The sequence below is a fragment of the Stenotrophomonas sp. T8 genome (assembly GCF_051853085.1).
Taxonomy (GTDB): Bacteria; Pseudomonadota; Gammaproteobacteria; order Xanthomonadales; family Xanthomonadaceae; genus Stenotrophomonas; species Stenotrophomonas sepilia.
The window spans coordinates 330,987-356,352 of record NZ_CP195329.1; the positions used below are offsets into that span (position 1 = coordinate 330,987).

The 25,366-nt window shown below is 67.9% G+C and carries 22 protein-coding genes, 1 other RNA gene and 1 pseudogene; 17 read left to right on the forward strand and 7 right to left on the reverse strand.

Features of this window, described 5'->3' with window-relative positions; all coding sequences use genetic code 11:
• Window positions 1–173: 173 nt before the first annotated feature.
• From ACSDHM_RS01460 to ACSDHM_RS01475, 4 genes are all read right to left on the reverse strand, one after another.
• Window positions 174–1,559, reverse strand: a complete 1,386-nt coding sequence (locus ACSDHM_RS01460; RefSeq protein WP_072167842.1) for an FAD-binding oxidoreductase — start codon at window positions 1,557–1,559, stop codon at window positions 174–176.
• Window positions 1,556–2,137: a metal-dependent hydrolase gene (locus ACSDHM_RS01465; RefSeq protein ID WP_072167843.1), complete on the reverse strand. Its 582-nt coding sequence runs from the start codon at window positions 2,135–2,137 to the stop codon at window positions 1,556–1,558. The genes ACSDHM_RS01460 and ACSDHM_RS01465 overlap by 4 nt, the downstream gene beginning before the upstream one ends.
• An 85-nt stretch (window positions 2,138–2,222) precedes the next feature.
• Window positions 2,223–2,591, reverse strand: coding sequence for a YraN family protein (locus ACSDHM_RS01470; protein WP_049439300.1), 369 nt, complete (start codon window positions 2,589–2,591; stop codon window positions 2,223–2,225).
• Complete coding sequence (locus tag ACSDHM_RS01475) at window positions 2,581–4,302, reverse strand: penicillin-binding protein activator (protein WP_088497867.1); 1,722 nt, start codon at window positions 4,300–4,302, stop codon at window positions 2,581–2,583. The genes ACSDHM_RS01470 and ACSDHM_RS01475 overlap by 11 nt, the downstream gene beginning before the upstream one ends.
• A gap of 81 nt (window positions 4,303–4,383) precedes the next feature.
• Between ACSDHM_RS01475 and rsmI the strand changes: the two genes are divergently transcribed.
• Entirely contained in the window at window positions 4,384–5,202 is an 819-nt protein-coding gene (gene rsmI / locus ACSDHM_RS01480) for a 16S rRNA (cytidine(1402)-2'-O)-methyltransferase (RefSeq protein WP_061478399.1), read from the forward strand.
• Window positions 5,203–5,357: 155 nt separating this feature from the next.
• Window positions 5,358–5,709: RNase P RNA component class A (gene rnpB, locus ACSDHM_RS01485), an RNA gene on the forward strand.
• Between the two features lie 127 nt (window positions 5,710–5,836).
• Here the strand turns inward: rnpB and ACSDHM_RS01490 are convergent.
• Both ACSDHM_RS01490 and ACSDHM_RS01495 read right to left on the reverse strand, forming a co-directional pair.
• On the reverse strand, window positions 5,837–6,316 hold the full coding sequence (locus ACSDHM_RS01490; protein ID WP_005415283.1) for a DM13 domain-containing protein: 480 nt from the start codon (window positions 6,314–6,316) through the stop codon (window positions 5,837–5,839).
• A gap of 354 nt (window positions 6,317–6,670) precedes the next feature.
• Window positions 6,671–7,459 carry an NRDE family protein gene (locus ACSDHM_RS01495; RefSeq protein ID WP_088497848.1) on the reverse strand — a complete coding sequence of 263 codons (789 nt, stop codon included), beginning with the start codon at window positions 7,457–7,459 and terminating at the stop codon, window positions 6,671–6,673.
• A 324-nt stretch (window positions 7,460–7,783) separates the two neighbouring features.
• On the opposite strand from ACSDHM_RS01495, the gene mraZ reads away from it, so the two are divergent.
• The 15 genes and pseudogenes from mraZ to lpxC all read left to right on the forward strand — a co-directional run bounded on the left by mraZ (window position 7,784) and on the right by lpxC (window position 24,627).
• Window positions 7,784–8,230 (forward strand): division/cell wall cluster transcriptional repressor MraZ, encoded by a 447-nt coding sequence (mraZ, locus tag ACSDHM_RS01500; RefSeq protein ID WP_004143635.1) that lies wholly within the window; start codon window positions 7,784–7,786, stop codon window positions 8,228–8,230.
• 14 nt (window positions 8,231–8,244) lie between these two features.
• Window positions 8,245–9,213 carry a 16S rRNA (cytosine(1402)-N(4))-methyltransferase RsmH gene (gene rsmH / locus ACSDHM_RS01505; RefSeq protein ID WP_049468237.1) on the forward strand — a complete coding sequence of 323 codons (969 nt, stop codon included), beginning with the start codon at window positions 8,245–8,247 and terminating at the stop codon, window positions 9,211–9,213.
• Window positions 9,210–9,473 carry a cell division protein FtsL gene (ftsL, locus tag ACSDHM_RS01510; protein WP_005415286.1) on the forward strand — a complete coding sequence of 88 codons (264 nt, stop codon included), beginning with the start codon at window positions 9,210–9,212 and terminating at the stop codon, window positions 9,471–9,473. The genes rsmH and ftsL overlap by 4 nt, the downstream gene beginning before the upstream one ends.
• Window positions 9,470–11,314 (forward strand): peptidoglycan D,D-transpeptidase FtsI family protein, encoded by a 1,845-nt coding sequence (locus tag ACSDHM_RS01515; protein ID WP_069139504.1) that lies wholly within the window; start codon window positions 9,470–9,472, stop codon window positions 11,312–11,314. The genes ftsL and ACSDHM_RS01515 overlap by 4 nt, the downstream gene beginning before the upstream one ends.
• On the forward strand, window positions 11,311–12,819 hold the full coding sequence (locus tag ACSDHM_RS01520) for a UDP-N-acetylmuramoyl-L-alanyl-D-glutamate--2,6-diaminopimelate ligase (RefSeq protein ID WP_072167848.1): 1,509 nt from the start codon (window positions 11,311–11,313) through the stop codon (window positions 12,817–12,819). Before ACSDHM_RS01515 ends, ACSDHM_RS01520 begins: the two co-directional genes overlap by 4 nt.
• Window positions 12,816–14,210, forward strand: coding sequence for a UDP-N-acetylmuramoyl-tripeptide--D-alanyl-D-alanine ligase (locus tag ACSDHM_RS01525; protein WP_072167849.1), 1,395 nt, complete (start codon window positions 12,816–12,818; stop codon window positions 14,208–14,210). Before ACSDHM_RS01520 ends, ACSDHM_RS01525 begins: the two co-directional genes overlap by 4 nt.
• A complete protein-coding gene (gene mraY, locus ACSDHM_RS01530; RefSeq protein WP_005415291.1) occupies window positions 14,200–15,285 on the forward strand; it encodes a phospho-N-acetylmuramoyl-pentapeptide-transferase in 1,086 nt (361 codons plus the stop codon). Before ACSDHM_RS01525 ends, mraY begins: the two co-directional genes overlap by 11 nt.
• A 1-nt stretch (window position 15,286) precedes the next feature.
• Window positions 15,287–16,606, forward strand: coding sequence for a putative lipid II flippase FtsW (gene ftsW, locus ACSDHM_RS01535; RefSeq protein ID WP_188218676.1), 1,320 nt, complete (start codon window positions 15,287–15,289; stop codon window positions 16,604–16,606).
• Window positions 16,603–17,691, forward strand: coding sequence for an undecaprenyldiphospho-muramoylpentapeptide beta-N-acetylglucosaminyltransferase (murG, locus tag ACSDHM_RS01540; RefSeq protein WP_439426590.1), 1,089 nt, complete (start codon window positions 16,603–16,605; stop codon window positions 17,689–17,691). Before ftsW ends, murG begins: the two co-directional genes overlap by 4 nt.
• Before the next feature lie 40 nt (window positions 17,692–17,731).
• The gene (murC, locus tag ACSDHM_RS01545) at window positions 17,732–19,168 is read left to right on the forward strand and encodes a UDP-N-acetylmuramate--L-alanine ligase (RefSeq protein ID WP_061478391.1); all 1,437 of its coding nucleotides are present in this window, start codon (window positions 17,732–17,734) and stop codon (window positions 19,166–19,168) included.
• Complete coding sequence (locus ACSDHM_RS01550) at window positions 19,165–20,127, forward strand: D-alanine--D-alanine ligase (RefSeq protein WP_439426591.1); 963 nt, start codon at window positions 19,165–19,167, stop codon at window positions 20,125–20,127. The genes murC and ACSDHM_RS01550 overlap by 4 nt, the downstream gene beginning before the upstream one ends.
• A pseudogene (locus ACSDHM_RS01555) lies at window positions 20,124–20,801 on the forward strand (cell division protein FtsQ/DivIB); the annotation flags it as partial. The gene ACSDHM_RS01550 and the pseudogene ACSDHM_RS01555, both read left to right, overlap by 4 nt.
• Before the next feature lie 68 nt (window positions 20,802–20,869).
• Window positions 20,870–22,105: a cell division protein FtsA gene (ftsA, locus tag ACSDHM_RS01560; protein WP_005408083.1), complete on the forward strand. Its 1,236-nt coding sequence runs from the start codon at window positions 20,870–20,872 to the stop codon at window positions 22,103–22,105.
• Between the two features lie 169 nt (window positions 22,106–22,274).
• Window positions 22,275–23,510 (forward strand): cell division protein FtsZ, encoded by a 1,236-nt coding sequence (gene ftsZ / locus ACSDHM_RS01565; RefSeq protein WP_088497852.1) that lies wholly within the window; start codon window positions 22,275–22,277, stop codon window positions 23,508–23,510.
• 205 nt (window positions 23,511–23,715) lie between these two features.
• A complete protein-coding gene (gene lpxC, locus ACSDHM_RS01570; RefSeq protein WP_008267619.1) occupies window positions 23,716–24,627 on the forward strand; it encodes a UDP-3-O-acyl-N-acetylglucosamine deacetylase in 912 nt (303 codons plus the stop codon).
• A gap of 281 nt (window positions 24,628–24,908) precedes the next feature.
• On the opposite strand, the gene ACSDHM_RS01575 is transcribed toward lpxC, so the two are convergent.
• Window positions 24,909–25,358 carry a DUF721 domain-containing protein gene (locus ACSDHM_RS01575; RefSeq protein WP_172412162.1) on the reverse strand — a complete coding sequence of 150 codons (450 nt, stop codon included), beginning with the start codon at window positions 25,356–25,358 and terminating at the stop codon, window positions 24,909–24,911.
• Between the last annotated feature and the right edge of the window lie 8 nt (window positions 25,359–25,366).

The window sequence follows — 25,366 nt, forward strand, 5'->3', positions numbered from 1 at the left end:
AAGCGGGGCCGAGCATGGCTCGGCTCCACAGGAGTGTGAGGGTGAACGACACGTGGTTGTAGAGCCGAGCCCACGCTCGGCTCGCGCGCGCAGCGCGGGCTTCATCGCGATCTGGTCGAAGAGCCGCCGAGCATGGGCTCGGCTCTACAGGAGTGCGAAGGAATGTGCGCGGTCTATGCCGGCGGCAGCACCTTGCCCGGGTTGAGGATGCCGTCCGGGTCCAGTGCGGCCTTGATCGCGCGCATCGCCGTCAGCGTTTCCGGGGTGAAAGCCTGTGCCATGAAATCGCGCTTGGCCAGGCCAATGCCATGTTCGCCGGACAATGTGCCACCCAATGCCAGGGTCAGCTCGAAGATCTTTGGCAACGCGGCATGCGCGCGCGTGTTTTCGTCGGCATCCTCCGGGTGGTAGAGGATGTTGACGTGCAGGTTGCCGTTGCCGGCATGGCCGAAGGTGACGATGGTGAGTCTGTAGTCACGCGCCAGTGCCTGCACGCCGGCTACCAGCTCCGGAATGCGCGACACCGGGACCACAACGTCTTCATTGATCTTGCCCGGCGCAACGCTGCGCAGCGCGGGCGACAGCGCCTTGCGTGCGGCCCACAGCTGGTCGCGCGCGCGGCCCTCCATCGCCACGTCCAGCTCGATCATGCCGTCGCCTTCGGCGGCACTGGCCAGTGCCTGCAGCAGATAAGGCAGGGTGTCGTGGTCACCATCGGCCTCGACCAGCAGCATCGCGCCTGCCTCCGGCACATCGGCACCATTCAGCCGCAGCAGCTCCAGGCTGCGCGCGTCCATGAATTCCAGGCGGGTGGGTACCACCGGCTGCGACATCAACCGCGACACGCCGGCCGCAGCAGCATCGGCATCGCGGTACAGCACGCGCAGGCCGGCCTGGCTGACCGGCAGCGGGGTCAGTTTCAGCGTGGCTTCCACGATCAGTGCCAGCGTGCCTTCGCTGCCCACCAGCAGATGGGTGAGGTCGTAGCCGGTGGCGTCCTTGGTGTAGGCACCACCGCAGCGGATCACCTCACCGGTGCCGGTCACCGCCACCAGGCCCAGTACGTTGTCGCGGCTGGTGCCGTACTTTACCGCGCGCGGGCCGCCCGCATTGCAGGCCAGGTTGCCGCCGATGCTGCAGATCTCGGCGCTGGACGGGTCCGGCGCCCAGAACAGGCCGTGCGACGCCAGCGCCTGCTGCAGCGTGCCGTTCAACACGCCCGGCTGCACGACCGCGCAGCGATCACCGGCGCGGATCTCGACGATGCGGTCCATGCGGGTGAACGAGAGTACGATGCTGCCCGGCTGCGGGACCGCGGCACCGGTGGTACCGGTGCCGGCACCGCGCGCGACCAGCGCCACGCCATGCGCGCGGCATGCACGCACCAGCGCCTGCACCTGCTCGATGTCCGCCGGAAACGCCACTGCGGCCGGCCGCTGATGGCGCCATGAGTTGTCCTGCGCATTCGCCTCCAGCGCGCCGTCATCCATGCGCCAGCCCTCCGTGCCCAGCAGGGTGGACAGTTCGGCAACCAGGGCAGCAGGCAGGGCAGGACTCATGACGGATCTCGTGAGGCAGCAGGAGCGGGTTGGATCAGTTTCCAGGCGACAACGGCGCCGGCCAGTGGCAGCCACACCCAGCGCAGTTCGGAGAGCAGGGTAGCCACGCCGCGTGCGCTGAAGAACTGTGGCGCGAACGGTGACACGCGGATGGGGCGCCACGGCGCGAAGAAGCGCTGTTCGCTCCACGGCCAGGCCAGCGCGACGCCCAGACCACCGGAGGTCATCGCATCGAGCAGCGGATGGCTGGCGGCGCAGGCGAAGACGAATACAGCGGCTTGTACGGTAGATGCCAACCTTGGTTGGCACACATCCGCCGACCAAGGTCGGCGACTACCCAAGAACGCCAACGCCGCGGCCAATGCTGCCAGCACGCCGGCAAACAGCAGTGAGTGGCTGGCGCCGCGATGGCCGAAGGCATCGGCATAGGGAATGTGCAGGGCGAAGGCCAGTACATCGGCATCGGGCAGCATGGCGGCGATCACGCCGGCGGCCAGCAGGCGCGGCGGGATGCGGCCACGATCAGCGGCGCACCACAGCGCCAGCGGCACAGCGGCATGGGTGATGATCGACGGCATCAGTCACGCACCATGGTCGTACCGGCCGCGGGCCGGCTGCAGGTCCGACGGGTAGTGCCGGCCGCTGGCCGGCAAAGAGTAGCCATCAGCAGTCATCCAATCGGAACGCATCCCGCAGCCAATGCAGCTGCGGCGGTTCGCCGGTGGCTTCGACCACATCGAAACGGCAGGGCGCATTGGCCAGCGCCGGGTGGTCCTGCAGGTACAGCTGCGCGGCGTGGGCCAGGCGCCGGCATTTGCGCGCATCGACCGAAGCGGCGCCACCGCCGAAATCCGATCGCGCGCGGTAGCGCACTTCCACGAACACCACGGTGCCGGCATCGTCCATCACCAGGTCCAGTTCACCGCCGCGATAGCGCACGTTGCGCGCACGCGGCTGCAGTCCCGCCTGTTGCAGATGCTGCTCGGCGGCGGCTTCCACCGCCGAGCCACGTTGGCTGCGCTCAGCGACCACCGACGATCGGCATCGGCCGGCCGCCATTGAAGGTCGACCAGGCCGGCTGGCGCAGGATGTTGCCGTTGCTGTCCAGGAACAGGGTGCCGGTGGCACCGTCCAGGCCGCCTTCGTTGGACAGCTTGTCCAGGTAGGCGGTGATCTTCCAGGCGTCGGCACCGAAGGCGAACAGGCGGCCGGCCGCACCGCGTGCGCTCGGCAGGGTGCTGGCCACCTGGCTGGCCGACGGCAGGCCGGACACACTGCGCACGTTCCAGGCTTCGTTCGGATAGACGATGCCGTCCAGCGCCACGTCTTCTTCCACCTTGCCGCTGCCAACGGTCAGCTGCGAGGTGCCAACGCGGGTCGCGCCGCCTGCACCGGCCAGCGCCAGCTGCGGCGCCAGCAGGCGCGCCTGCGGCGCACGCACGGCGAGGAATACGGCATCGACCTGGCCGGCGTTGCGCACCTGCGCGCCGACATCGCCGACGGCATCGGTGACGCCGATCGTGGCCACCACCTGGCCACCGCGCTGCGCAAAGCGCTGGGCGAAGGCGGCGGCGGCACGGCGGCCGGTGTCATCGGCGCTGTTGATCACCAGCGCCTTGCCGCGCTCGCGGCCACGCAGGTACTCGGCGGCGACGATGCCGTCGTCTTCCGGTGCCAGCGAGAAGCCGGCACTGCCGGCCGGCGGTGCGTCCTTGCCGCGGTTCAGGGCCAGCACCGGCACCTGCAGCTGCTGCCGGCCGTACACGGCGTCCACTTCGTCGCGGCCCAGCGGACCGACCACGAAGTCGGCACCGGAGGCGACGGCCTTGTCATAGGCGGCCAGGGCACCGGCCGGGGTGCCGGCGGTGTCGAAGAAGTTGATGTCCGGGCGGCGGCGGCTTTCACCGTAATAAGCGCTCAACAGGCCATCGCGCACCGGCTGTGCGGCGGTGGCCAGGCGGCCGCTGAGCGGCAGCAGCACGGCCAGCTTGGCCGGCGGGCGGTAACCGTCGCTCATCGCCGGCGGGCGCTTGCTGGTGTCGAACTGGGCCGCGCCATCGCGGTCGAACGGGCGCGGCAGCGGCAGGCCGCGCGCGATCAGTGCACGGCCGGCGAAGTTGTAGAGCGGGTCGTTGGCCGGCAGGGCGGCGGCACGGCTGCGCAGGGTGGCGTCGTCGAGGGTGCCGAGCAGGCCGGCAATGGCGGCCTGGTTCTCGCTGCGCGCGCTGCCGGTCAGGCTGGAATGGGCGCGGGCGCGCTCGGTGGCGGCGCCGAAGGCATCGCCGGTGCCCTGCAGGGCACTGGCGCGGGCCAGGTACCAGCGCGTGCGCAGGGCCGGCAGCACGTTGTCGCCGTGGTCCTTCAGCAGGGCCAGTGCCTGCGCCGGCTGCTTGTCGGCCAAGGCGAGCTCGGCACCGGTCAGCTGGTAGCGCTGCAGGCTGGCGCCGGACAGCTGGCGTGCGGTGAGCTGGCCGAGCAGGCTGCGCGCGCGGGCACTGTCGCCGGCCAGGTGCCAGGCCCAAGCGGCATCGGCCAGGGCGTTGCTGCGGGCGCCGCCGCGCAGCGTGGCGGCCAGGCCTTCCAGCTGCAGTGCGGCGTCGCGCGGCTTGCCCTGTTCGATCAGCGCCAGCGCCTGGCTCTGGGCCGGCGAATCGGGGGTGCTGGTCAGGCTGGTGGTGGCACAACCGGCCAGCAGCATCAGCGACAACGACAGGGCGGAGATCCGTGCGGCGGGCTTGTTCATGATCGGGTCCATGCGATGAGGGCAGCGGCCTTGGCCGGGTACACGCTACGATTCTACCCTTGCCCCGTGAGTACCGCTGAAATGAGTGTGCCAACCCTGTACGTCGTCGCCACCCCGATCGGCAACCTGGCCGATCTGAGCCCGCGCGCGCAGGAGGTGCTGCGTTCGGTGGCGGCCATCTGTGCCGAGGACACCCGCCGCAGCGGCCAGCTGCTGTCCCATTTCGGCATCCAGCAACCGCTGGTGGCCCTGCACGAACACAATGAAGAGGCCTTGGCGCAGCGCCTGGTTTCGCGATTGCAGGCCGGCGAGTCGCTGGCGCTGGTCAGCGATGCCGGTACCCCGCTGGTCAGTGACCCCGGTTTCCGCCTGGTGCGTGCCGCGCGCGCGGCGGGCATCAAGGTCAGCCCGGTGCCCGGCGCCTGCGCCGCCATTGCCGCGCTGAGCGTGGCCGGCCTGCCCAGCGACCGTTTCAGCTTCGAGGGTTTCCTGCCGGCCAAGGCCAGCGGTCGCCGCGACCGCCTGCAGGCGCTGGCCGGCGAAGTGCGCACGATGGTGTTCTACGAATCCTCGCACCGCATCGCCGAGTCGCTGGCCGACATGGCGGCGATCTTCGGCGGCGAGCGCCCGGCGGTGCTGGCCCGCGAGCTGACCAAGCTGTTCGAGACCGTCCTTGATGGTGACCTGGCCGGCCTGCTGGCCAGGGTCGAGGCCGACGAGAACCAGCGCAAGGGCGAGTTCGTGGTGATGGTGCAGGGGGCGGGTGACGATGAGGAAGCGCAGCTGGCACACGGCCGCCGCGTCTACGCGAAGCTGAGCGAGCACCTGCCGCCGTCGACCGCCGCCAAGCTGGCTGCGGAACTGACCGGTGCGCCGCGCAAGGCGCTGTACGGTAGTTGATGGATCGTGCGGACCAAGGTCCGCACCCACCAGATCGGAATCCGCACCCACCAAGGCAGCGGCATCGCTAGAGCCACGCCACGCGTGGATGGATGAACCGGACGCCGCGATCGGCACGGCAGGAAAGGCGTGCGTACGCTAGAATGCGCGCTGGCGGAGTCGGCCAGACAGTCGCGTCATCCCTTCGGGGGTGCCGAGGAAAGTCCGGGCTCCATAGGGCAAGGTGCCAGGTAACGCCTGGGCGGCGCAAGCCGACGGAAAGTGCAACAGAAAGATACCGCCTACGTCTTCTTCGGAAGGCCGGTAAGGGTGAAATGGTGCGGTAAGAGCGCACCGCGAGTCTGGCAACAGACCGGCACGGCAAACCCCACCTGGAGCAAGACCAAATAGGGATCCTTTGGCGCGGCCCGCGTTGGATCCGGGTAGGTTGCTTGAGCGTTGCGGTGACGTAACGCCTAGAGGAATGACTGTCCACGACAGAACCCGGCTTATCGGCCGGCTCCGCCTCTTTCTTCGATATGCATGAACCGCGCATCTGTAGTGCCGGCCGCTGGCCGGCAGCTTCACGATGCCAGCAGTGGCGGACAGAGTGCTGCCGGCCAGCGGCCGGCACTACCTCGACGTCGCGCGGTCCTCAGCCCGGCGTGCGGTACTGCCCGGCGGAAATGAACTGCGAGAAGCGCTCGCACCACACCACCACCGTGGTGTAGTCGTCCACGTCCACGTTCGCGGGCACCTCGACCAGGAAGCGGTTGAAGGTCTTTACCTCGCCGATGCGCTGGGCCTGCGCCTTGATCTTCAGGAAGTCGGCCTTGTTGTCGACGAAATCGCGAACCAGATAGACCTTGTAATCCGGGCCCGGTCCCATCTTCCCGTCGAAGGCGACCTGGGTGGCGCTGACGCTGACCTTGCCTTCGGCCCAGTGCACCGCATCGCTGCCTTTGAGGTCGCGGCGGAAGGTGGTGCGGTAGGTGGCGTCTTTCATTGCGGCCTGTACCTGGGCGACCGGCGGGTCATCGGGGGCGATCAGGATCGGCAGCAGATAGACGCCCAGGCCGAAGCCCAGGCCGAGGGTGAGCAGATGGGTGGCGAGCAGGATGAGGATGCGGCGCATGGGGCCTCCTTGTGGTTGCGGTCGATCGCGCGGCGTGATGCCGGGCGCGACCACCCTGGGAGGTCAGGGCCGACATTTATAGACACAGTGCCAAATGCGAAAAGGACACAGTGGGCGGGCTGGAATGCCGGAACCCCTGTGGCACAGGCACATTGCGGTCGCGGCTGGAAGCTGAATGACGTTTCAAGCCCGCTGCGATGGCGACCGCCGTCACGTGGATCGCGACAGCAAGCTGCGGGTAGGGCCGGCCGCTGGCCGGCAGCGTCATGGCGAATCCGAGCATCCAAAGGCTGCCGGCCAGCGGCCGGCACTACCCCCGCCAAGAGCATCCGGCCAGGGGCCGTCACGACCGGGTCAGAAAATGACGTGGCTTTGTCCGCTCGGTGCACCCTGCGGGCCGAAGCGGCGTTCGTGGATCTCGCCGTGGCCGTCGGCGTCGATCAGCAGCACGGTGCTGGCGCGGGTGCCGTAGTCGTCGCCGCGGATGAAGGCCGGGCTCAACCAGCGCTCGCGTTCCAGGCCGATGCCGGTGTCGGGCAGGTCGCTGTCGGCGGGGCGGTGTTCATCGGCCAAGGCATTCCAGAGCGGGGTCAGGTCCGGGGTCAGATCCCTTTCGCGTTGCGAAAGGGATCTGACCCCGTCTTCCTGCAGCCAGGCTTCAAGGGCCGCCATCAACCTGCGGGTCTTCGGCCAGGGCGCGTCCAGCGCGCCGTTGGACATGCCGTGTACGCCCGGGCCAAGCGTCTGCCGTTCGGCGGGATGGTTGCCCAGGTACTCCAGGCTGTCGCTATCGGCCAGCAGGAGATTGAACGGGGCGTAGGCGCCAGCCACGGTCGCCAAGCGGTCGATATGCACGGCGGCCGGGTCGCGGCCGCGCAGGAAGTCGGCCACCAGCGCGCCTCGCGACGGTCCGGTCTGGGCCGCCAGCGGGTCGCGGACGTTGGTGACCACCGCCATCCGGCCCGAGGCGCCGACTCCGGCCCAGCCACCGCCGGAGCGCAGGTCGCGTCCTCCGATGACGGAGGTCTCATCCTGCCAGGTGGCCAGCGCCGCGGTGGGGCGGGCGTGGAACTCATCACGGTTGCCGGTCATCACCAGCCGCCAGCGCGGGTGGTGCATCCAGCCAAGAGCAAGCAGGCACATGGCCTCATTGTGCACCGTTTGCGCAGTCCGGCGCCGTTTCCGGCACGGCTCGGATGAATGCGCGGCCGATGTTTCACACCCCGTCCACGCCCCTGAACTTCCGTTCAATCTCAAAAATTGAGACGGATCAGCAACTTGTGGATAAGCCTTGAACAAGTCTCTAAAGGTTGTTGCAAGCCATTGATGCGGCTGGCGATTTCCCTGCTGAAAAGTTGTTGACAACCCTCGGCCCGCTGCTAAGGTGGGCATCAGAGGGAAATCCGGGTGTTTTGTGGGTTTTCGTGGTTCAATGTTTCACCGGGCGAAGGACAAGGTGCAGGCGTCGTGTTCCAGGGCGAGACGGCCATCACAGTTGACGACAAGGGGCGCATGGCGGTTCCCACCGCTTACCGCGACCTCGTCGCGCGCGCCAGCAACAACCGTCTCGTGCTGACCTACAACCCGTTCGAAGCCGGCTGCCTGTGGCTGTACGCAGAGTCGGAATGGGAACGGGTCCGCGACGATGTGATGTCCAAGCCCAACACCCAGCGCGTCGTGCGCCTGTTGCAGCAGAAGCTGGTCGGCTCGGCCGCCCATCTGGAGCTGGACGGCAACGGTCGCATCAGCATCCCCGCCAGCCACCGCGGTGCGGTGGGCATTGAGAAGAAGGCGGTATTGCTCGGTATGGGCGACAAGTTCGAATTGTGGAGCGAGCAGGCGCATCGGGCCCTGATCCAGCAGACATTGTCTGACGAGGATCTGGGTGATGGGTTGCTCGACCTGAAGTTGTGAGCCGGGGTGCCCGGATGCGCCCAGAAGCGCAGGCCGGTCACCTTCCGGTGTCGCAGTCGCCGGCGGTGCACCTGCCGGTCCTGTACACCCAGGTCCTTGAAGGCCTGAGGGTGATCGAAAACGGACGTTATCTGGATGGCACGTTCGGTCGTGGCGGTCATGCACGTGGCGTGCTCACCCAGCTCGGTCCCGAGGGGCGCCTGCTGGTCATGGACAAGGATCCGGAAGCCATCGCCGTTGCCGAGCGCGATTTCGCGCCGGATCCGCGCGTGTCCATCTTCCGTGGCAGCTTCGCCCAGCTGCTGCAGTGGGATGCGACGGCCGAAGGCCTGGACGGCGTGCTGTTCGACCTGGGCGTGTCGTCGCCGCAGCTGGATGTGGCCGAACGTGGCTTCAGCTTCGGCAAGGACGGCCCGCTGGACATGCGCATGGACCCGGACAGCGGTGAAAGCGCTGCGCAGTGGATCAACCGCGTGGAAGAGCGCGAGATCGCCGATGTGCTGTGGACCTACGGCGAAGAGCGCCAGAGCCGGCGCATCGCCCGCGCCATCGTGGCCCGCCGCGAGAAGCAGCCGTTCTCCCGCACCGCCGAACTGGCCGAGCTGATCGCCTCGGTGATGCCGCGTGGAAAGGACAAGATCCATCCCGCCACGCGCAGCTTCCAGGCCATCCGCATCCACATCAACCGCGAGCTGGCAGACCTGGAAGCGGGGCTCGATGCGGCGGTAGAACGGCTCAAGCCCGGTGGCCGTCTGGCGGTGATCAGCTTCCACTCGCTGGAAGACCGCATCGTCAAGCAGTACATGAACCGCCTGGCCAAGGCGCCGCCGGCCAACCGCCGCCTGCCCGAGGCCGTTGCGTTCGTGCCGACGCTGGACCTGATCGGTGGGGCCATCAAGGCCACCGACGAAGAGCTGGCCGCCAACCCGCGCGCCCGCAGCGCCGTGCTGCGCGTGGCCCAGAAGCGGGAGGCTGACGCATGAGCCGGCTGCTGCTGATCATCCTGTTGGCCTGCACCGTGGCCTCGGCGATCGGCGTCGTGTTCGTGCGTCACCGTCATCGGCAGACGTTCATCGAGCTGTCGCGCGCCGAGCGCAAGCGCGATGACATCAACCTGGAATTCGGCCGTCTGCAGCTGGAGCAGGCCACGCTGGCCGAAGCCAACCGTGTCGATCGCATCGCCCGCGAAAAGCTCGGCATGAAGTTCCCCGAGGCCGCCGACATCGTGGTGGTGCGCCCATGAGCAAGGCCGGTCGCAACCGTCCACGCAATGCCTTCAACCTGCGCCAGCGCCTGCGCTGGGTGGCGTTGGCGCTTGGCCTGTGCTCGGTGTCGCTGGTCGGTCGCGCGGCCTACGTGCAGATCATCAACAGCGACTTCTACCAGCGCCAGGGTGAGGCCCGCTACCTGCGCGAGCTGCCGATCAAGACCTCGCGCGGCATGATCACCGACCGCAACGGCGAGCCGCTGGCGGTGTCCACGCCGGTTGCCTCGATCTGGGTCAACCCGCAGGACCTGCTGCGTTCGCCCGAACGCATCCCCGAGCTGGCCCAGGCGGTCGGCATGTCGGTGGATGAGCTGAGCAGCCGCCTGTCGCAGAAGTCGGACAAGGAATTCATGTACCTGCGTCGCCGGATCAATCCGGACGAGGCGGAGAAGGTGGTCGCGCTGAAGATTCCGGGCGTGGCCGCGCAGCGCGAGTTCCGCCGCTTCTACCCGCAGGGTGAGGCGATGGCGCACGTGCTGGGCTTCACCAACATCGATGATCGCGGCCAGGAAGGCCTGGAACTGGCCTTCGACGAATGGCTGCGCGGCAAGCCCGGTGCGAAGCGGGTGATCCGCAACCGCAAGGGCGAGACCGTCGAAAGCGATCTGCTGCGTGCCGCTGAGCCGGGCAAGGACCTGACCCTCAGCATCGACCGCCGCATCCAGTACCTGGCCTTCAAGGAACTGCGCAACGCGCTGGTGGCCAACAAGGCGGCCGGCGGTTCAATGGTGATCATGGACGTGACCACCGGCGAGATCCTGGCCATGGTCAACCTGCCGACCTACAACCCGAATTCGTTGACCGGCGCGATCCCTGATACGCGCCGCAACCGCGCGGTGACCGACCTGGTCGAGCCGGGTTCGACGATGAAGCCGCTGACCATCGCCACCGCGCTGCAGGCCGGTGTGGTGACCAAGGACACCATCATCGACACCAACCCGGGCTACATGACGCTGGGTCGCTTCACCATCCGCGACGTGCCACGCAACAACGGCGTGCTGAACGTGACCGGCGTGATCACCCGCAGTTCGAACGTGGGTGCAGCCAAGGTTGCGGCGAAGATGCCGGACCAGACCTTCTACGACGGCGTGCGCCGCTTCGGCTATGGCTCGGCGCCGCACAGCGGGTTCCCGGGTGAATCGGCCGGTGTGGTGATGCGTCCGGCGCGCTGGTCGGGGACCACCAAGACCACCATGTCCTACGGCTATGGCCTGTCGGTCACGCCGCTGCAGATTGCCACCGCGTACTCGGCGCTGGCCAACGGCGGGCGCCTTATCGCGCCGACTTTCGTCAAGGGCCAGCGCAACGAAGGCCAGCAGATCATCGATGAAAACGTCGCCAGGCAGGTGGTGGCGATGATGGAGACGGTGGTCACCCAGGGCGGCGCCAAGCAGGCGGCGGTGCTGGGCTACCGCGTGGCCGGCAAGACCGGCACCGCGCGCAAGGCCGGTCCGGGTGGTTACGAGCGCGGGCATTACAACGCGCTGTTTGCCGGCGTGGTGCCGGCCACCAACCCGCGCTTCGCCACCGTCATCGTCATCAACGATCCGCAGGCCGGCAAGTTCTACGGCGGGCTGGTGTCGGCGCCGGTCTATCACAACGTGATGGAAGGCACCCTGCGCCTGATGGACGTGCCGCTGGACGACCTGCAGTCGTGGCTGGCCGCACAGCAGTCGGGCAAGGTCGGCCATTCGGCCTCGATCCTGCCCGCACCGCCGGCCGAGACCGCGCTGCCGGTCGATGCCGCCGCTGAATTCGATGCTGCGCTGCCGAGCGCGCAAGCCCAGACGCCGCCCGCTACGGGAGGCACGCAATGAGTCCTTCGATGTTGCTTTCGCAGTTGCTTCCGGACGTGGCCCTGGCGGGCCATGATCCCGTTCTGACCGGCCTGGTGCTGGACAGCCGCGCCGTGCGCCCCGGCAATGCCTTCGTCGCCATCGCCGGTTTCGGCGCGCATGGCCTGGGCTTTGTCGAGCAGGCCCGTGCGGCCGGTGCCAGCGCCATCCTGTTCGAGCCACCGGCACCGACCGAGCTGCCGGCGCCGGCCGATGCGATCGCCGTGCCGGGCCTGCGGGCGCGCATGGGGGCGATGGCCGACCAGTTCCACGGCGCGCCGTCACGGGCGATGGCGATGGTCGGCGTGACCGGTACCAACGGCAAGACCTCCACCGTGCAACTGCTGGCCCAGGCCTGGCACCTGCTCGGAACGCCCAGTGGCAGTATCGGTACGTTGGGCGCCGGACTTTATGGTGCGGTCGAGCCGACCGGATTCACCACGCCGCTGGTACTGCAGATGCATGCGCTGCTGGCACAGCTGCGCGACGCCGGTGCGCGTGCGGTGGCGATGGAAGTCAGCTCGCACGCCCTGGACCAGGGCCGCGTGGATGCCGTGCACTACGACGTGGCGGTGTTCACCAACCTCACCCGCGACCATCTGGACTACCACGGTGACATGGCCAGCTACGGCGCGGCCAAGGCGCGGCTGTTCCATCGCCCGGGCCTGAAGGCGGCGGTGGTCAACCTGGACGACGCCTTTGGTCGCCAGCTGTTCGCTGGCCTGCCTGCCGGCGTGCAACCGATCGGCCTGAGCTCGCGCGGTGCCGCTGACGCCAGCGTGCGCGCTGAAGCGCTGCAGCTGGATGGGCGCGGTATTGCCTTCGAGCTGGTCATCGACAGCCAGCGCGCCGCGGTGCAGTCGCCGCTGCTGGGCCGCTTCAACGTGGACAACCTGCTGGCCGTGGCCGGCACCCTGCACGCGCAGGGCCAGCCGCTGCCGCGCATCGCCGAAGTGCTGTCGGCGCTGCAGCCGATCCGTGGCCGCATGAACCGCCTCGGCGGCGAAGACGGCCTGCCGACCGTGGTGGTCGACTACGCACATACCCCGGACGCGCTGGAGCAGGCGCTGGACAGCCTGCACGGCCATCTGCAGGGCACGCTGTTCTGCGTGTTCGGCTGCGGTGGCGAGCGCGATTCAGGCAAGCGTCCGCAGATGGCGGCGATTGCCGAGCGCCTGGCCAACCAGGTCATCGTCACCGACGACAACCCGCGTGGCGAGAATGGCGACGTGATCGTGGCCGACATCCTGGCCGGCTTCCAGCACGCCGATGCCGTGACCGTGCAGCGCAACCGCGCGCGTGCGATCGGCCTGGCGGTGAAGCGTGCCGGTGCCGGCGACATCATCCTGATTGCCGGCAAGGGCCATGAGCCGTACCAGGAAGTGAATGGCGTGCGTCATGACTTCGACGACACCGAAGTGGCTGCGGCTGCACTGGCGGCCAAGGCCGGTGTTCTGCAGGCACAGGCCGGGGAGGGCGCCGCATGAAGCGCACCCTGCTTTCGCTGATCGCACACTGGGCCGGTGGCGAGATCCACGGCGACGACGTGGCCATCGATGCAGTCAGCAATGACACCCGCAACCTGGGCCCGGGCAGCCTGTATGTGGCGCTGCGCGGCGAGCGTTTCGACGGGCATGACTTCGCTGCCGACGCGCAGGCGCGCGGTGCCAGTGCGCTGCTGGTCGAGCGGCTGCTGCCGATCGAGCTGCCGCAGGTACTGGTGGCCGACAGCGAGCTGGCACTGGCGAAGATCGCTACCGGCATGCAGCGTGACCGTGGCACCGAGGTGTTCGCGATCACCGGCAGCAATGGCAAGACCAGCGTGAAGAGCCTGCTGCTGTCGATCCTGCAGCAGGTGGCCCAGCACGCGCACAAGGTGGTCTACGCCAACCCGGGTAACCGCAACAACGAGATCGGCCTGCCGCTGGCGGTGATCGATGCGCCGGAAGATGCCGACTACGCCGTCTACGAGATGGGCGCTGGCAAGCCTGGCGATATCGCCTACCTGACCGACATCGCCCGCCCGCGCTATGCGCTGGTCAACAACATTGCCCCGGCACACCTGGAACGCATGGGCAGCCTGCTCGGCGTGGCGGTGACCAAGGGCGCGATCTATGCCGCGCTGCCGGCCGATGGCGTGGCAGTGATCAACGCCGACGATGCCTATGGCCGCTGGTTCGAGCAGCACTTCATCAGCACCCCGGCGCGTTGCCGCGTGCTGCGCTACGGCCTCGAACACTCGGCGGACGTGACCGCGCGCGACATCCGCGCCGGTGCACAGGGCAGCCAGTTCACCCTGGTCGCACCGACCGGCGAAGCCCGCGTGGTGCTGGGCCTGCCGGGTCGCCACAACGTCAGCAATGCGCTGGCCGCCGCCAGCCTGGCGCTGGCCGCCGGTGTCGATCTGGCGCTGATTGCCGCCGGCCTGGCCGAAGCGCAGCCGGTGCCGGGCCGCCAGATTGCCCATCAGCTGCGCAACGGCGCGGTGCTGGTGGATGACAGCTACAACGCCAATCCCGGCTCGCTGGCTGCGGCCATCGATGCCCTGGCCGCCGCCCCGGAAGAGGGCTGGCTGGTGCTGGGTGACATGCGCGAACTGGGCCCGGACGCCGAGGCGCTGCATGCGCAGGCCGGCATCCGCGCACGCGCTGCCGGCCTGAAGCGGCTGTATGCGCTGGGTCCGCTCAGTGCCGCCGCTGCGGCCGCCTTCGGTGAAGGCGGTCGCCATTTCGCTACCCATGGTGCGCTGTCACAGGCGCTGCAGGATGAGTTGCACGCTGGTGTGCGCTGCCTGGTCAAGGGTTCCCGTGGCAGTGCCATGGACCTGATCGTCAAAGCGCTGCTGGCGCAAGGAGAGGAATCCCCGCATGTTGTATGAACTGGCTCGATGGTTGCAGCAGTTGGAGAGCCTGTTCGGGCTGTTCAACTACCAGACGTTCCGCGCCATCCTTGCCGCGCTGACGGCCCTGTTCCTGTCGCTGTGGCTTGGACCGGCGATGATCCGCAAGCTCGCCCAGTTCAAGGGCGGCCAGCCGATCCGCCAGGACGGTCCGCAGACCCATTTCTCCAAGGCCGGCACGCCGACCATGGGCGGTTCGCTGATCCTGCTCACCATCACCCTGTCGGTGCTGATGTGGGCCGACCTGCGCAACCGCTACGTGTGGCTGGTGCTGGCGGTGATGCTGTGCTTCGGCGCCATCGGCTGGTATGACGACTGGATCAAGATCGTCCGCCGTGACCCGAACGGCCTGAAGTCGCGCTGGAAGTACCTGCTGCAGTCGATCTTCGGCCTGGCCGCCGGCCTGTTCCTGTTCTACACGGCCGACGTGCCGGCAGCGCTGACCTTCTACATCCCGATGTTCAAGTCGGTCGCGCTGCCGCTGGCCGGCATCGGCTTCGTGGCCATCGCCTACTTCTGGATCGTCGGCTTCTCCAACGCGGTGAACCTGACCGACGGCCTGGACGGCCTGGCAATCATGCCGACCGTGCTGGTGGCCTGCGCGCTGGGCGTGTTCGCCTATGCCTCGGGCAACGTTGTGTTCGCCAACTACCTGCAGATCCCGCAGATCCCGGGCGCCGGCGAACTGGTCATCATCTGTGCGGCCATCGCCGGAGCCGGCCTGGGCTTCCTGTGGTTCAACACCTATCCGGCCATGGTGTTCATGGGCGACATCGGCGCGCTGGCGCTGGGTGCGGTGCTGGGCACCATCGCGGTGATCACCCGCCAGGAACTGGTGCTGGTGATCATGGGTGGCGTGTTCGTCATCGAAACCCTGTCGGTGATGATCCAGGTCGCCTCGTTCAAGCTGACCGGCAAGCGCGTGTTCCGCATGGCGCCGATCCACCACCATTTCGAACTGAAGGGCTGGCCGGAGCCGCGCGTGATCGTGCGCTTCTGGATCATCTCCGTCGTGCTCGTGCTGATCGGCCTGGCCACGTTGAAGGTGCGCTGAGATGAACGACCTGTCCCGCCAGGCAACACGCCTTGAAGCCATCGAAGGCAGCTACGACAAGTGGCTGCTGGGCGCGATCATCGCGCTCACCGGCGTGGGCGTGGTGATGGTGGCGTCCAGCTCGATCGCCTTGATGAGCAGCCCGTTCTACTACCTCAACCGCCACCTGATCTTCCTGGCGGTGGGTATCGTGCTGGCGGTCATCGCCGCCCGCACCGAGCTGAAATCCATCGAGCAGTACAACCAGATGCTGCTGCTGGGCTGCTTCGTGCTGCTGCTGGCGGTGTTCGCGCCGGGCCTGGGCAGCACGGTCAACGGCGCACGCCGCTGGATCAACCTGGGCATCTCCAAGTTCCAGACGGTCGAGGCGGTGAAGGTGCTGTACATCGTCTGGCTGTCCAGCTACCTGGTGCGCTTCCGCGACGAGGTCAATGCGACCTGGCCGGCGATGCTCAAGCCGCTGGGCGTGGCCGGTGCGCTGGTGGTGCTGCTGCTGCTGCAGCCGGACTTTGGTTCTTCGACCCTGCTGCTGGCGATCACCGCCGGCATGCTGGTGCTGGGCGGGGTGAACATGCCGCGCATGTCGATGCCGGTGGTCATCGGCCTGGTCGGCATGAGCGCACTGGCGATCATCGAGCCGTACCGCATGCGCCGCATCACATCGTTCCTGGACCCGTGGGCCGACCAGCAGGGCGACGGCTACCAGCTGTCCAACGCGCTGATGGCAGTGGGCCGTGGCGAGTGGACCGGCGTCGGCCTGGGCAATTCGGTGCAGAAGCTGTACTACCTGCCGGAAGCGCATACCGACTTCATCTTCTCGGTCACCGCCGAGGAATTCGGTTTCCTCGGTACCTGCGTGATCGTGGCGCTGTACGCGCTGCTGGTCGGCCGTACCTTCTGGCTGGGCATGCGCTGCGTGGAAATGAAGCGCCACTTCTCCGGCTACATCGCCTTCGGCATCGGCCTGTGGATCAGCATGCAGACCTTCGTTTCGATCGGCGTGAACCTGGGCATCCTGCCGACCAAGGGCCTGACCCTGCCGCTGATCTCCTCCGGCGGCTCGTCGGTGCTGATGACCTGCGTGGCGATGGGCCTGCTGCTGCGCGTGTCCTACGAGCTCAAGCGCGCCGAGCGTCGCCAGGCCGTGCGCATCGGTGGCGCCGAAGAAACCGCTGCCGAGTCGATGGAACCCGCCGCCACGCCGGCGGCCGCCAGCGTGCCGGTGAGCGCCGAGCCGACGGCTGCCGCTGCGGCGAACGCCGCGCGCGGCACCAGCCGCCTGCAGTCGCGCATCGAACCGACCTTCGGGAGGCTGTCATGAGTGCAGCCAACGAGAAGGTGCGCCCGGTGATGATCCTGGCCGGTGGTACCGGCGGTCACATCTTCCCCGGCCTGGCCGTGGCCCGCGTGCTGCGCGAGCGTGGCGTGCCGGTCACCTGGATGGGCGCCGAAGGCGCGATGGAAACCCGCCTGGTGCCGCAGCACGACATCGCCATCGACACGCTGGCGATCACCGGCCTGCGCGGCAAGGGCAAGCTGGCGCTGCTGGCGGCGCCATGGCGGCTGATGCGTGCGCTGCGCGCGGCCGGCATGATCATCCGCAAACGCCAGCCGCGTGCGGTGGTGGCCTTCGGTGGCTTCGCCTCCGGCCCGGGTGGCATGGCCACGCGCCTGCATGGCCTGCCGCTGATCGTGCATGAGCAGAACCGTGCGCCCGGCCTGACCAACCGCATCCTGTCGCGTTATGCGCGCCGGCTGCTGACCGGTTTCCCGGGCACCTTCGCCCAGCGCGAGGAATTCGTCGGCAACCCGGTGCGTGCGGAGATCGCCGCCATCGCTCCGCCGGAACAGCGCTTCGCCCACCGCAACGGCCCGCTGCGCGTGCTGGTGGTGGGTGGCAGCCAGGGTGCGCGCGCACTCAATGCCGGCGTGCCGCAGGCGATCGCCGCGCTGGGTGCCGGCGTGCCGGTGCAGGTGCGCCACCAGAGTGGCGAGAAGATGCATGCCGAGGCGGTCGAGGCGTATGCCAAGGCCGGCGTGCAGGCGGAAATCACCCCGTTCATCGCCGACATGGCCGAGGCCTTCGCCTGGGCCGATCTGGTCGTGTGCCGCTCCGGTGCGTCGACCCTGGCCGAGCTTTGCGCAGCCGGCGTCGGCAGCGTGCTGGTGCCATTCCCCGCTGCCGTCGACGATCATCAGACCCGCAATGCGGAGTACCTGGTCGAGCGCGGCGCGGCGGTGTTGCTGAAGCAGGACGGAACGCTGGCCGACGGCATTGCCGCACTGCTGCGCGATCTGTCCGAAAATCCCGCCCGCCGCATGCAGATGGCGCAAGCCGCGCGTGCCCTGGCCAAGGTCGATGCCGCCGAGCGCATCGCCGATATCATTCTCGAGGAAGCTGTATGAAGAAGGCATGCCACCGCGCCTGCCCTGCGCGAGGCCGCGCATGATCCGTCGCCTGCACGACACCAACGACCTGGTGCGCGCGTTCCCGCGCGTGCATTTCGTCGGCATCGGTGGCACCGGCATGAGTGGCATCGCCGAAGTGATGCTGACGCTGGGCTACGAAGTGTCCGGCTCGGACAACGCCGACAACGTGGCAACCCGCCGCCTGGCCAGCCTGGGAGCGCGCATCATGCGCGGCCACTCGGCAGCCAACGTGCTGGGCACCGACTGCGTGGTGGTCTCCAGTGCCATCCGCGAAGACAACCCGGAACTGATGGAAGCGCGCAGCCAGCGCATTCCGATCATGCCGCGCGCGGCGATGCTGGCCGAGCTGATGCGCTTCCGTCGCGGCATCGCCGTGGCCGGTACCCATGGCAAGACCACCACCACCAGCCTGACCGCGGCGGTGCTGAGCGAAGGTGGCCTGGACCCGACATTCGTGATCGGTGGCCAGCTGCTGGCTGCGGGTGCCAACGCCAAGCTGGGCGGTGGGCAGTGGCTGGTGGCCGAGGCCGACGAAAGCGATGGCAGCTTCCTGCGCCTGAATCCGCTGATGTCGATCATCACGAACATTGACGCCGACCACCTGGAAAACTACGGCAACGACTTTGCCCGCGTGCAGGCGGCGTTCGCCGAATTCCTGCAGCGCCTGCCGTTCTACGGCCTGGCGGTGCTGTGCATCGACGATCCGGAAGTGGCCGCGCTGGCCGCCAGGACCCCGCGCCACGTGATGAGCTACGGCATGAGCCCGCAGGCCGACGTGCGCGCCGAGAACGTGGTGCAGGAAGGATCGCGCATGCGCTTCACCCTGCGCCTGCCGCAGGGCACCAGCCAGGAAGTGGTGCTGGCGCTGCCGGGCAGGCACAACGTACTCAACGCGCTGGCCGCCGCCGCGGTGGGCTGGCAGCTGGGCGTGGCACCGGACGCCATCGCGCGCGCGCTGGAAGGCTTCGCCGGTGTCGGTCGCCGCTTCAATGATCTGGGCGAAGTGACCACCGCCAGCGGTGCCAAGGTGCGCATCATCGACGACTACGGCCATCACCCGAGCGAGCTGGAGGCGGTATTCGCCGCCGCCCGCGGCGGCTGGGCTGACAAGCGCCTGGTGGTGGCCTTCCAGCCGCACCGCTACAGCCGCACCCGTGACCAGTTCGACAAGTTCGCCGCGGTGCTGTCCAGCGTCGACGCGCTGGTGCTGAGCGAGGTCTATCCGGCCGGTGAGGAACCCATTGCCGGTGCCGACTCGCATGCGCTGGCCCGCGCCATCCGCGCGCGCGGCCGCAGCGAGCCGGTGGTGGTGGGCAAGGCCGCCGAGCTGGCCAGCGTGCTGCCGGACGTGCTGCAGGACGGTGACCTGCTGCTGATGATGGGTGCCGGCGACATCGGTGCCGTGGCCACCCATATCGCGGTGGAAGGCTTCCAGGCGGAGGGCCAGGCGTGAGCGCGCTGACTTTCCCGCCGCTGCGCGTGACCGACCCGGCCGTGTTCGGCCGCGTCGCCGTGCTGCTCGGCGGCAGTTCCAGCGAACGCGAGGTGTCGCTGGATTCAGGCCGCAACGTGCTCGAAGCCCTGCAGGCGCGCGGCGTCGATGCGTTCGCCGTCGATGGCATTCCGGCGCTGGCCAGCGCGCTCGCCGCCGGTGGCATCGACCGCGTGTTCAACATCCTGCATGGCCACAACGGTGGCGGTGAGGACGGCATCGTGCAGGGCCTGATGGACGCCTTCGGTGTGCCGTACACCGGCTCGGACGTGCTGGGTTCGGCGCTGAGCATGGACAAGATCCGCACCAAGCAGGTGTGGCTGTCGCTGGGCCTGCCGACCCCGCAGTACCGCAAGGTCGACGCGTCGAACGTGCATGCGCTGGCCGCCGAGCTGGGCCTGCCGGTGGTGGTGAAGCCGGCCAACGAAGGCTCCAGCGTGGGCATCAGCCGGGTCACCGACGAGACCGGCCTGGACGAGGCCGTGGCCCTGGCCGCGCGCTACGACGGCCAGTTGCTGATGGAGCAGATGGTGGTGGGCGATGAGCTGACCGTGGCCATCCTTGGCGACGTTGCCCTGCCGTCGATCCGCATCGTGCCCAAGGGCCAGTGGTACGACTACAACGCCAAGTACATCGCCGAGGACACCCAGTACCTGTGCCCGGGCCTGGACGGTGGCGACGAAGACGAGATCCGCCGCATCGCGCTGGCCGCATTCCGCGCCGCTGGCTGCCGTGGCTGGGGCCGCGTGGACGTGATGCGTGACCGGGCCAGCGGCCGTTTCTTCCTGCTGGAAGTGAACACCGCGCCCGGCATGACCAGCCATTCGCTGGTGCCCAAGGCGGCCCGCCAGGCCGGCATCGGTTTCGAGGAACTGGTGTGGCGCGTGCTGGAACAGACCCTGGAGGCCGCGCACGCATGAACGCGCTGCTGCGCATCTTCGTCTGGCTGTTGGCGCTGTCGGTGGTTGCACTGCCGGTGGTGGCCGTGGTCAATGGCTGGGTCGGCGCCGAGCGCTGGCCGCTGGCGAAGCTGCGCGTGCATGGCGAGTTCAAGCGGGTGCCCGCCGAACAGCTGCAGCAGGTGCTGCTGCCGTACGCGCGCGCCGGCTTCTTCGCGGTCAAGCTGCAGGATGCGCAGGACGCGCTGGAAAAGCTGCCGTGGGTGGAAAGCGCGCAGGTACGCAAGCAGTGGCCGGATGTGCTGGAAGTGACCCTGGTCGAGCACAAGCCGTTCGCACGCTGGGGCAACGACCGCCTGATCTCCGAGCAGGGCAAGCTGTTCCCCACGCCGAAGAAACTGTCAGACCTGGAACTGCCGGAGCTGGATGGCCCGGACAGCCAGACCCAGGAAGTGATGAAGCTGTACAGCGACTCGCGTGCCTTGTTCGCACCGGCCGGCGTCGACGTGCGCCGGGTGACGATGGATGCGCGCGGCAGCTGGTCGCTGGTGCTGAGCAACGGCACCGAAGTGGTGGTCGGCCGTGACGACGCGCGCTCGCGCATGCAGCGCTTCGTCAAGGTGCTGCCGCAGCTCAACCGCCAGGACGCGCCGATCGAGCGCGCCGACCTCCGTTACACCAATGGTTTCACGCTGAGCTGGGGTACCCCGGCCACGCCGGCGAAAACGCCGGCGACCCCGGCCAGAAGCACGCAGGAAAGGACATGAATCGCAAGGGTGACAAATCGCTGATCGTTGGCCTGGACATCGGCACCTCCAAGGTGGTGGCGCTGGTGGGCGAGTATTCGCCGGGCAACCCGATCGAGGTGATCGGCATCGGCTCGCACGAATCGCGCGGGTTGAAGCGTGGCGTGGTGGTGGACATCGAATCGACCGTGCAGTCGATCCAGCGTGCGGTGGAAGAAGCCGAGCTGATGGCCGGCTGCGAGATCCGTTCGGTGTACGCCTCGATCTCCGGCAACCACGTGCAGTGCAAGAACTCGCCGGGCATCGTGCCGATCCGCGACGGTGAAGTGACCTGGGGCGACCTGGATCGCGTGCTCGACGCGGCCAAGGCGGTGGCGATCCCGGCCGACCAGAAGATCCTGCACGCGATTCCGCGCGAGTACGTGCTGGACGATTCGCAGGAAGGCATCCGCAACCCGGTCGGCATGACCGGCGTGCGCCTGGAAGTGCATGCGCACCTGGTGGTGTGCGCGCAGTCGGCGGCGGCCAACATCAGCAAGTGCGTGCAGCGCTGCGGCCTGCAGGTGGACGACCTGGTGCTGTCCTCGCTGGCCTCCAGCGTGGCGGTGCTGACCGCCGACGAGCGCGAGCTGGGCGTGGTGCTGGTCGACATGGGCGCCGGTACTACCGACATCGCGGTGTTCGTGCAGGGCGCGATCTGCCACACCGCCTCGCTGCCGATCGCCGGCGACCACGTGACCAACGACATCGCGCACATGCTGCGCACGCCGACCCCGGAAGCCGAGCAGATCAAGGTGCGCTATGCCTGCGCCCTGGCCCAGCTGGCCACGGCCGAGGAGAGCATCCAGGTGCCGTCGGTCGGCGACCGCCCGCCGCGCCGCATGCCGCGCCATTCGCTGGCGCAGGCCGTGCAGGGTCGCTACGAGGAGATCTTCGAGATGGTGCAGGCCGAACTGCGCCGCTCCGGCTTCGAGGAACTGGTGCGCGCCGGCATGGTGCTGACCGGGGGCGCATCGAAGATGGAAGGCGTGGTCGAACTGGCCGAGGAAATGCTGCAGATGCCGGTGCGCGTGGGCATCCCGCAGCACGTCACCGGCCTGGGCGAAGTGGTCGGCAACCCGGTGCACGCCACCGGCGTGGGCCTGCTGCTGATGGGCAGCCAGATCGAGCACCCGCGGCGGCCGTCGCTGCCGACCGGGCGCGCTGGAAGCATGTTCAAGAAGCTCAAGACCTGGTTCCGCGGCGAGTTCTGACGCGGAACCCGTAACTCCGGGCCCGGCCCGGCGCAACACCCGCAGTACCCGCATCACAACGCAACAACGCACTACACAACCCACACAGCCGCAACGGCAACATGACACGCGAAGGCAGGAGGCCCGACCGTCCATGCCACCGACAAGCGGATACAACGAGGACACGGACATGGCGCATTTTGAACTGATCGAAAAGATGGCACCCAATGCGGTGATCAAGGTGGTTGGCGTGGGCGGCGGCGGCGGCAATGCCGTGGCGCACATGGTCAACTCGGCGGTGGACGGCGTGGAGTTCATCACCGCCAACACCGACTCGCAGGCCATCAAGAATTGTGGTGCCAAGCTGCAGCTGCAGCTGGGTACCAACGTGACCAAGGGCCTGGGCGCAGGCGCGAACCCGGAGGTCGGCCGCCAGGCCGCGCTGGAAGACCGTGAGCGCATCATGGACGCGCTGCAGGGCGCGGACATGGTGTTCATCACCGCCGGCATGGGCGGCGGCACCGGCACCGGCGCTGCGCCGGTGGTGGCGCAGCTGGCCAAGGAAATGGGCATCCTGACCGTGGCCGTGGTCACCAAGCCGTTCCCGTTCGAAGGCCGTCGCCGCATGCAGGTGGCGCTGAAGGGCATCGAGGAACTGAGCCAGCACTGCGACTCGCTGATCACGATCCCGAACGAGAAGCTGATCACCGTGCTGGGTCGCAACGCGACCATGATCCAGGCCTTCCGCGCCGCCAATGACGTGCTGCAGGGCGCCGTGCAGGGCATCGCCGACCTCATCGTGCGTCCGGGCCTGATCAACGTCGACTTCGCCGACGTGCGCACCGTCATGTCCGAAATGGGCCTGGCGATGATGGGTACCGGCACTGCACGGGGCGATGACCGCGCCCAGGCCGCTGCCGAATCGGCGATCCAGAACCCGCTGCTGGACGATGTGAACCTGGCCGGTGCCAACGGCATCCTGGTCAACATCACCGCCGGCGCGGACTTCACCATGGCCGAGTTCGACGAGATCGGCCGCACCATCGACGGCTTCGCTTCGGAAGACGCCACCGTCGTGGTCGGCACCGTGCTGGACCCGGACATGCAGGACGAAGTGCGCGTGACCGTGGTGGCCACTGGCCTGAACCGCGTCTCGGCCAGCAAGACCCAGCGTCCGGGCGAGCGTGCACCGATCAAGCTGGTCCGCAACGCCACCACCGGCCAGCCGGAGTTCGGCGAGTTCGACAACGGCGGCGACGCCGTGTCCAAGGCCGTCGGCGGCATGGGCCTGGGCCTGCGTCGCGCCAGCAGCGATACCGCAGCGGCTTCGGCCCCGTCGGCGCCGTCCTCTTCGGCCCCGGCCGCGGCAGAACTGCCGAACGATTACCTGGACATCCCGGCGTTCCTGCGCCGCCAGGCGGACTAAGCGGGCCGGCCCGGGGTTGTCCTCCCCGGGTTGCGCCACCATGTCCTGAAAACGCGGGCGCCGGGCCAGGATGGGCCCGGCCGCCCTGCTTCACGCGCTTTCCCAGCGGCGTGCCGGTGTGTCCTGCCGGTGGCTGTCACTGGCGTTTCAGCCAGGGTAGGGGAGTGCGCGTGTTAATCTAATGTGTCACTTCCGGTCCATCCCCATGATCCAGCAACGCACCCTCAAGAACACGATCCGCGCCACCGGCGTTGGCCTGCATAGTGGTGACAAGGTCTACATGACCCTGCGCCCGGCACCGGTCAACCATGGCATCGTGTTCCGCCGCGTGGACCTGGACCCGGTGGTGGAAGTGCCGGCCAAGGCCGAACTGGTCACCGAAGTGACCCTGTGCACCGGCCTGACCTGCAACGACGCCAAGATCCAGACCGTCGAACACCTGATGTCGGCGCTGGCCGGCCTGGGTGTGGACAACATCATCGTCGAACTGTCCTCGGCCGAGCTGCCGATCATGGACGGTTCGGCCGGCCCGTTCGTGTTCCTGCTGCAGTCGGCAGGCATCGTGGAACAGGATGCGCCCAAGCGCTTCATCCGCGTGCTGAAGACCGTGGAAGTGACCGAGGGCGACAAGGTGGCCCGCTTCACCCCGTACGAGGGTTACAAGCTGGGCTTCACCATCCAGTTCGACCACCCGATGATTCCGGCCAAGCAGTCGCGCCAGGAAATCGAGTTCTCGACGCTGGCCTACACCAAGGAAATCTCCCGCGCGCGCACCTTTGGTTTCATGCGCGACCTGGAGTACATGCGCGAGCGCAACCTGGGCCTGGGCGGTTCGATGGACAACGCCATCGTGCTGGACGAGTTCCGCGTGCTCAACGAAGACGGCTTGCGCTACGCCGACGAATTCGTGCGCCACAAGATCCTGGACGCCATCGGCGACCTCTATCTGGCCGGTGGCCAGGTGCTGGGTGCGTACGAAGGCTTCAAGTCCGGCCACGCGCTCAACAACAAGCTGGTGCGGGCCCTGATGGCCGACGCCAGCGCCTGGGAATGGGTCAGCTTCGACTCGCCGGCCACCCCGGATCCGGTGGAATACGCCACCCCGGCGTACGCCTGATTCCATAGGTTGTTGAATTTAAAGATAAAAACGCCGCCTTCCTGGGCGGCGTTCTTGTTTCCGGCGTCGGCGACGCATTCAGCGTGCTTGAAAGACGTCAAGGCTGGTTCAAGGTCACGGTTTTGTGAACCTGTTGAATCAGAAGCCTGAATTTAACGCAGTTTTAACAACAATCTAACGACAGGCCCCCGGATGGCCGCTAGGATGCGACCCGGCCCCCGAAATGTTTCACGCCGTGGTGACACGCGCGACGGGGAGCGGAGCCGGATGCTCCGTTGCCATCAGGACCGTTTCTTCGGCTTCGAGGGAACGTCCTGCAGGCAAGCCAAGGCGTCGCGTAGCCCTTTGTGCGTGGCGGCTGAAACTGCGTGGGGTCCATTCCGGTTCTCGAGCGCTGGGGAGCGCGTGGGAGTGGGAGACGCAGTCTTGATGGTCACCCTGGTGGCCTTCAGCCCGATGGAACGGGCCGCGTCGAGCAGCTGGGCTTCGGCAAGCCGCAACTTGGCATGCCAGACCGGGGACTCGACGAGAAAAACGAGGTGTTCCCCGTCCACATTGGCCAGCCGGCAACGGCTGCGCAGAGGTGGCGGCAACTGGGGGCGCAACTGACGGTCCAGCGCGTCGAGCCACAAGGCACGCCGCAGCGGGTTCCCGCTTTTGTCCGCCATTACCGCATCCAGCGCCGGTTTCGGTGCCGACGCGGGGCGAACGCTGGATTTCGGCTCAGACATGAAAACTC